The following is a 7,196-nucleotide window of genomic DNA, read 5'->3' on the forward strand; positions in this document are numbered from 1 at the left end:
TTTAATGGGTCCTGAGCCTAGTCCACCCAAACTGAATTGTTGATAGTTGCACAATGTGCTGTGCTTCCTATTGCTTCGTCTGCATCCGGGCTTTTAAGTAGACCATCTGTGGGAGGGGTATTTGGCGAAGACACCAACAGCAGAAGATTCAGGCGGATTGCCGGAAGCTTTGCAATCTGTAGACGACCAGCTCCAGCTCGAGGTTGTTGAAGCTCTTAGGGGCGCAGATAACCTACGCGAACGGCTGCAGCATGCCCTTCAGTCGGGAGCACCCTCCGTATCGGAGCTTGCGTACGCAATAAAATCAAGGGTGAAGGAAGACTACAAGGCAATTGAGAAGATTAGAGACCGGCGTTTTGGTTCTAGGAATCGTGATCCTAAGCCCGCCTACTGCGCGATGGATCTTACGGATCTTGTAGGTGTCAGAATCGTCACACTCTATCGACTGGATGTATTCGAAATACTAGAGGTTTTGCTTGAGACTATCGAGAGAGATCAGAGCGAGTCGGCGGTATTTGTAAAAAATAGTATTTCTGAAGTAGTGATTTATAGTACAAACCCAACAGGAGATGTTCAGGATTTTCCGCGCAGAGTTTGCGCTTTTTTCGATTCGCGCGGCTTTAGTGATGTCACGAGAATCGAAGAGAAGCCTTCAAACTATACGTCAATACATATTGTAATTAGGGGCAGAGGCAAGTATCGAGATGAGTATCGAGAGATCCCAGTGGAAATCCAGATTCGAACAGCTCTGGAAGACGTGTGGGGTCAAATTGAGCATAGCCTGAAATACAAAAGAAGGACGTTGTCAGGTTCTGGTGGTGAGGCTGTCGAGCATAGTCGAATTGCGACTACCCTAAGTCATCTTGGCGCCTTGAAGACGATGATTGATGGAATTGCTCAATATGCAGATCAAATAAAGCTTCAAATCGATGAGCAAGAGCCAGATATTCGTGCTGCAACATCAAAGTCAGCGGAAGAGATTGGGGGTAGGCTTGCGAGTCTTACTGACATTCCGCAGAACCTGAGGTCAGAGCTCGCATTGTTGGTGGACAAATCTAATTTGACATTGTCAAAGATGGATAGATCTGTGAGTTTTCGAGTGAGAAAGCTTCGCGAAATTTCCACCTCGATTTCGGAGAAATATGAAGAGATTATTTCATCAAATCAATTAAAGCCTCGAAGTTTAAGGGAATTGAAATACATTTGTGAAATGCATCGGGCGCTTATACACTATCAAATTGGAAACCTTACTTATCGGGAGGGTGATGATCTTCGAATAGCACTTGAGTTGTATTCATCTTTGGAAAAGTTGTTTCCACGTAGATCAATTGTGATTTATCGATTGGCAAAAGCTCTTGCGTCTGCTGGGGCCAGAACAAAATCGATTGAGAAATTTCGATATCTGATCGATCATTTGGATGACGATCCACTCCCGACTGATCATTGGATTCGATCGGCTGCGCCTCGAATGCTTGGCGTATTGTTATGGGAAGAAGCTATCTCAATTCGCTCGGCGATGACGCCGGTTGGCTCTGAGAATCGCAGATCACTCGCAATGATTTCCGAGGCAATTCGAGTAACTGAGTTCGCGTTTTTGGCTAATGTCGGCGATGATCCGCTTTCGGAAAGTGACACATCTGAGAAAGTCAGGGCCGCAAACAATATTCTATACTATCTATTGGAATATTTGTCATGGGGTGGAAGGCCAAAGGCCGGCCTGGACGATTCTAGGGTTCGGGAGTTGCTACTGAACATAGGTGAAGGATCTGATCGGGGATTCTTAAGTTTAGCTACTGCTGAGACAGCCCGCCGCGCGTATGCATTTTTGAAAGACGCTGATAGGGAACTGGCCGCGGCTGAATGTGTTATGCGGTTTGCCGCTTCGGATCGTACCCCTAGATCGATGTTGGTTCGAGACGCAATTCGGGCTGCTGAACGTGTGATTGTTGAGGCTCGGCGAAAGAAGCCGTGATGTACGAGGCGACTTTATCGCTGTTGCGTTTGGTTCGTGGAAGTGATATTGAAGTGCCATTCTGGTTAAATATTGTGCGTCCTGCCACATTAGAAATTGCTTTACCGATGTACGCATAATGTGCCACGCATGCATTTGTTGCTTAGGAGGATGTGATGTTGTTTCCCGATAGAGATGATTAGAGTGTTGATTTGAAATGAGAAATTTGAGATCGGGCCAGGAATCTTCTGGCCCTTTTTTTGCATGTGACTGGCAAGGGCCTCGCGGGGCGCGATCCGCGTGTGCCCGATCGTGTGCCCGATATTGCAGGTTCCCTTCATCGAAATACCGTTATGCAGAATCAGAGCGAATCTGGCGCAAAACGAACTTGTTGCTGCAGCTATTGAGAGGCTGTCGGCAATAAAGGGCGAGGTATTGTGGACCACGTTGAATGTTTGTGTTTCACAGCCAATGTCTGAGTTTGTTTGGCCTTGCTGCAATATGGCGTACCCACCGTTGACCAAGTCCAACATTTCCCAACGGCCCCTACTTCCGGACTAACCCCCGATTGAGCTGAACATTCGCCCGTGCGTCCTGGCTTGCAAGACCAAGCCGTCAAAGTAACCCCGTTCTTAGGTGGTTAGAGAACTCGCGGCTCGCGCTCATTCGCCGCAGCGAGACCCGCCCCGCCCCGCCCCTCATGCACCAGCCGCCCAACCTGTCTTCACATGTTGACTAAGTCCGCCACCACGGCCGAGAAGCCTTTATGACTTCACCCAGTGAACTCCCACCCCCGCGCCCCGTCCTGCGCGTCCTGTCCGAACTGCTGCTGATCGCTGTAACGATCCCGGGGCTGTTCTGGCTCGGCTACGGCGTCGTCGATGGCTTCGCGATCGGGTTTACCGTGTTCCTGGTACTGCTGACGGCGGCGGTCGAGTATTTGCCGGCGCTGACCGAGCGGATCGCGGCGCAGCAGGCGGCGGACGGGGGCGTGGCGCGGCCGGCGCGGTGGTTCGATATTCTGGGGGTGGGGTGGCTGCTGGCGATCCCGTTTGCGCCGCTGCTCGGCTGGATCACCCGCAGCGCGATCGATCTCGACCGCAGCAACTGGCACTGGTGGCTGGGGCTGAGCGCGCTGCTCTGCGTGGTGGTGCCGCTGGTCTGCGTCCTGCCGCTGCTGCGCTATGTCCGGCGCGGGTCGGCGGGGATTGCGCTGGCGATCCTGGCGGTGGGCACCGGCTTTCCGGTCGCGACCAGGGCGGGCGGGATCGGCCTATGACTATGTGATGGGGCCGCAGTGGCAGTGGGTGACCATTGCGCGGCTCGATGACTTCCGGTTCCGGACCAGGGCCGGGACGCTGGTGGAGGGGGAGGACGTGTTCGTCGAGCTGGCCGATGGCCGCTCGCTGTCGCGCTCCGCCGGGGTCGTGCTGCAGCCGGGACCGGCTCGGGTGCTGGAGCTGCGCGGGATCGGGCGGGTGATCGATGTCGAGCCCGGATCGAACGGGCCGGTGCGGCGAGCGCTTGACCCTTTGGCTGAATCCAACTAGGGGCGCCGCTTCCGGGCGGAGTCCAACACTTTTCCCGGTTGAGCTGAACATTGCCGGTGCGGCCTTGCTTGCAAGGGTAATCCGTCAAAGTAACCCGGTCTTTTCAGGCGGGTGGAGCGTTTTCGGCTCGTGAATGGCGGCTGGCGGGGCAGGGCCCTGCGATTGGCGCATTCGCGATTCGCTTGCTCTTCTCCTTCCGGCCAAGGCCATCAAACAAGGTGAAGAGTACTTCATGCCTACGATCAACCAGCTGGTCCGCAAGGGCCGCGTCCCGCAGAAGACCAAGTCCAAGGTCCCTGCGATGGAGCAGAACCCGCAGAAGCGCGGCGTCTGCACCCGCGTCTATACCACCACCCCGAAGAAGCCGAACTCGGCACTGCGCAAGGTTGCGAAGATCCGTCTGACCAACAGCCGCGAAGTCATTTCGTACATTCCGGGCGAAGGCCACAACCTGCAGGAGCACTCGGTTGTGCTGATCCGCGGCGGCCGTGTGCGCGACCTTCCGGGCGTGCGCTATCACGTGCTGCGCGGCGTGCTGGATACCCAGGGTGTCAAGGACCGCAAGAAGAGCCGTTCGAAGTACGGCGCCAAGCGTCCGAAGTGACGGCCCCCACGGGCCGTCATCCTGAACTCGTTTCAGGATCCATGGTCCCGCAAGCCCAGTTCTAGGAATTCAAAAGCCGAGCCAGCCGCCCGATGGACCCTGAAACAAGTTCAGGGTGACGATGAAGGGAAAGGCAGTTCGAGCCGGTTGAGTGGAAGGAAACCCAACCAATGTCACGTCGTCGTCGTCCCGAGAAGCGGGAAATCCTGCCCGATCCGAAGTTCAAGGATCAGATTCTGTCCAAGTTCATGAACAACCTCATGATGGACGGCAAGAAGTCGGTTGCCGAAAGCATCGTCTATGGTGCGCTCGATACCATGGAAACCCGCGCCAAGGCGGACCCGATCCAGCTGTTCCACGATGCGCTGAACAACGTGAAGCCGCAGATCGAAGTGCGTTCGCGCCGCGTTGGCGGTGCGACCTATCAGGTCCCGGTCGAAGTGCGCCCCGAGCGCGCCCAGGCCCTGGCGATCCGCTGGCTGATCACCGCCGCGCGCAACCGCAGCGAAACCACGATGGCCGCGCGCCTCTCGGCCGAGCTGCTCGACGCTGCCAACAACCGCGGCAACGCGGTCAAGAAGCGCGAAGACACCCACCGCATGGCCGACGCCAACCGCGCGTTCAGCCACTACCGCTGGTAAAAGGACACCACGATCATGGCACGTAGCCATCCGCTCTCCATGTACCGCAACATCGGTATCATGGCGCACATCGACGCCGGCAAGACCACCACGACCGAGCGCATCCTCTATTACACCGGCAAGTCCTACAAGATCGGCGAAGTCCACGACGGCGCCGCGACCATGGACTGGATGGAACAGGAACAGGAACGCGGCATCACGATCACCTCGGCTGCCACCACCTGCTTCTGGAACGATCACCGGATCAACATCATCGACACCCCCGGGCACGTCGACTTCACCATCGAAGTCGAACGCTCGCTGCGCGTGCTCGACGGCGCGGTCGCCTGCTTTGACGGCGTCGCCGGGGTCGAACCCCAGTCCGAAACCGTGTGGCGCCAGGCCGACAAGTACGGCGTGCCGCGGATGTGCTTCATTAATAAATTGGACCGCACCGGCGCCAGCTTCAAGTACTGCGTCCAGTCGATCATCGACCGCCTCGGCGCAACCCCGGCGGTGCTGTATCTGCCGATCGGCCTCGAAGCCGATCTCAAGGGCCTGGTCGACCTCGTCCACAACCGCGCGATCATCTGGAAGGATGAATCGCTCGGCGCCGAATTCTTCTACGAAGACATTCCGGCCGACATGGCTGACGAAGCTGCCGACTATCGCAACAAGCTGATCGAACTTGCCGTCGAGCAGGACGACGACGCGATGGAAGCCTACCTCGAAGGCAACGAGCCCGACGTTGACACCCTGAAGAAGCTGATCCGCAAGGGTACGCTGGCCCAGGCGTTCGTGCCGGTCTGCTGCGGTTCGGCGTTCAAGAACAAGGGCGTACAGCCGCTGCTCGACGCCGTGGTCGACTATCTGCCTTCGCCGCTCGACATTCCCGACGTCCAGGGCGTCAAGATGGACAGCGACGAGAAGGACAGCCGTCCGCCGACGGACGATGCTCCGTTCAGCGCGCTCGCCTTCAAGGTCATGAACGATCCGTTCGTCGGCTCGCTCACCTTCATCCGGATCTATTCGGGTACGCTCGTAAAGGGCACCTACCTGAACTCGGTCAAGGACAAGAAGGAAAAGGTCGGCCGCATGCTCGAAATGCATGCCAACGACCGCAAGGACGTTGACGAGGCCTTCGCTGGCGACATCATCGCGCTGGCCGGCATGAAGGAAACCACCACCGGCGATACGCTCTGCGCAGAAAAGTCGCCGATCGTGCTCGAACGGATGGAATTCCCCGAGCCGGTCATCGAACTCTCGGTCGAACCCAAGACCAAGGCCGACCAGGAAAAGATGGGCGTCGCGCTCAATCGCCTGTCAGCCGAGGATCCCTCGTTCCGCGTCAGCACCGATCACGAATCGGGCCAGACGATCATCAAGGGGATGGGTGAGCTTCACCTCGACATCATCGTCGATCGCATGCGCCGCGAATTCAAGGTCGAGGCCAACGTTGGTGCGCCGCAGGTGGCTTACCGCGAATACCTCGCGAAGCCGGTGGACATCGACTACACCCACAAAAAGCAGTCGGGTGGTACCGGTCAGTTTGGCCGCGTGAAGGTCAAGGTCACCCCGGGTGAGCGCGGTTCGGGCTTCGTCTTCAAGGACGAAATCAAGGGCGGTAACATTCCGAAGGAATATATCCCCGCGATCGAAAAGGGCTTCCGTGAAACTGCCGAAACCGGCAGCCTGATCGGCTTCCCGATCATCGACTTTGAAGTGCTGCTCTATGACGGTGCGTACCACGACGTCGACTCGTCGGCGCTGGCCTTCGAAATCGCCGGTCGCGGCGCGATGCGCGAAGTTGCGCAGAAGGCCGGGATCAAGCTGCTCGAGCCGATCATGAAGGTTGAAGTCGTCACCCCCGAGGAATATCTCGGCGACGTCATCGGCGACATGAACAGCCGTCGCGGCCAGATCCAGGGCACCGATACCCGCGGTAATGCCCAGGCGGTCGAAGCGATGGTGCCGCTGGCCAACATGTTCGGCTACGTCAACCAGCTGCGCTCGTTCACCCAGGGACGTGCCAACTATTCGATGTTCTTCTCCCATTATGACGAGGTCCCGGCAAATGTCGCGACCGAGATCAAGGAGAAGCTTGCCTAACCGGCAAGATGATACTAGGGGCGGCGCCTGATTCAGCGGGCGCCGTCCAAACCCCGCAGATTCTTATTCAAGCGAAAGAAGGTTTGAGACAATGGCAAAGGCAAAATTCGAGCGGAACAAGCCGCACTGCAACATCGGCACCATCGGTCACGTCGACCATGGCAAGACCACGCTGACCGCCGCGATCACCAAGGTCATGGCTGAAATCAATGGCGGTGAAGCCGTTGACTTCGCCAACATCGACAAGGCTCCCGAAGAGCGCGAGCGTGGCATCACCATCTCGACCGCTCACGTCGAGTATGAAACCGCTGCGCGCCACTATGCGCACGTCGATTGCCCGGGCCACGCCGACTACGTGAAGA

General features: G+C 57.1%; 7 protein-coding genes. All 7 read left to right on the top strand.

The genetic code is table 11. The annotated features are described in order from the left end of the window. Window positions 1-121 precede the first annotated feature (121 nt). Entirely contained in the window at window positions 122-1,972 is a 1,851-nt protein-coding gene (locus B2V17_RS10435) for a RelA/SpoT domain-containing protein (protein WP_292997374.1), read from the top strand. A 745-nt stretch (window positions 1,973-2,717) separates the two neighbouring features. Beyond that, the gene (locus B2V17_RS10440) at window positions 2,718-3,230 is read left to right on the top strand and encodes a hypothetical protein (protein WP_292997376.1); all 513 of its coding nucleotides are present in this window, start codon (window positions 2,718-2,720) and stop codon (window positions 3,228-3,230) included. Window positions 3,231-3,234: 4 nt separating this feature from the next. Then, window positions 3,235-3,501 carry a hypothetical protein gene (locus B2V17_RS10445; RefSeq protein ID WP_292997378.1) on the top strand — a complete coding sequence of 89 codons (267 nt, stop codon included), beginning with the start codon at window positions 3,235-3,237 and terminating at the stop codon, window positions 3,499-3,501. Window positions 3,502-3,733: 232 nt separating this feature from the next. Then, window positions 3,734-4,105: a 30S ribosomal protein S12 gene (rpsL, locus tag B2V17_RS10450; RefSeq protein ID WP_292997380.1), complete on the top strand. Its 372-nt coding sequence runs from the start codon at window positions 3,734-3,736 to the stop codon at window positions 4,103-4,105. A 170-nt stretch (window positions 4,106-4,275) separates the two neighbouring features. After that, window positions 4,276-4,746: a 30S ribosomal protein S7 gene (rpsG, locus tag B2V17_RS10455; protein ID WP_292997382.1), complete on the top strand. Its 471-nt coding sequence runs from the start codon at window positions 4,276-4,278 to the stop codon at window positions 4,744-4,746. A 15-nt stretch (window positions 4,747-4,761) separates the two neighbouring features. Then, window positions 4,762-6,834, top strand: coding sequence for an elongation factor G (gene fusA / locus B2V17_RS10460; RefSeq protein WP_292997384.1), 2,073 nt, complete (start codon window positions 4,762-4,764; stop codon window positions 6,832-6,834). A gap of 91 nt (window positions 6,835-6,925) precedes the next feature. Then, window positions 6,926-7,196, top strand: a 271-nt coding sequence (locus B2V17_RS10465; protein WP_292997386.1) for a GTP-binding protein, incomplete at its 3' end; no start/stop codon positions are given.

The sequence above is a fragment of the Novosphingobium sp. UBA6272 genome (genome assembly GCF_002440635.1).
GTDB lineage: Bacteria > Pseudomonadota > Alphaproteobacteria > Sphingomonadales > Sphingomonadaceae > Novosphingobium.

Coding starts and splice junctions, on each gene's coding strand:
- rpsG (WP_292997382.1), top strand. CDS start 4,276: ATGTCACGTCGTCGTCGTCCCGAGAAGCGGGAAATCCTGCCCGATCCG.
- rpsL (WP_292997380.1), top strand. CDS start 3,734: ATGCCTACGATCAACCAGCTGGTCCGCAAGGGCCGCGTCCCGCAGAAG.
- B2V17_RS10440 (WP_292997376.1), top strand. CDS start 2,718: ATGACTTCACCCAGTGAACTCCCACCCCCGCGCCCCGTCCTGCGCGTC.
- fusA (WP_292997384.1), top strand. CDS start 4,762: ATGGCACGTAGCCATCCGCTCTCCATGTACCGCAACATCGGTATCATG.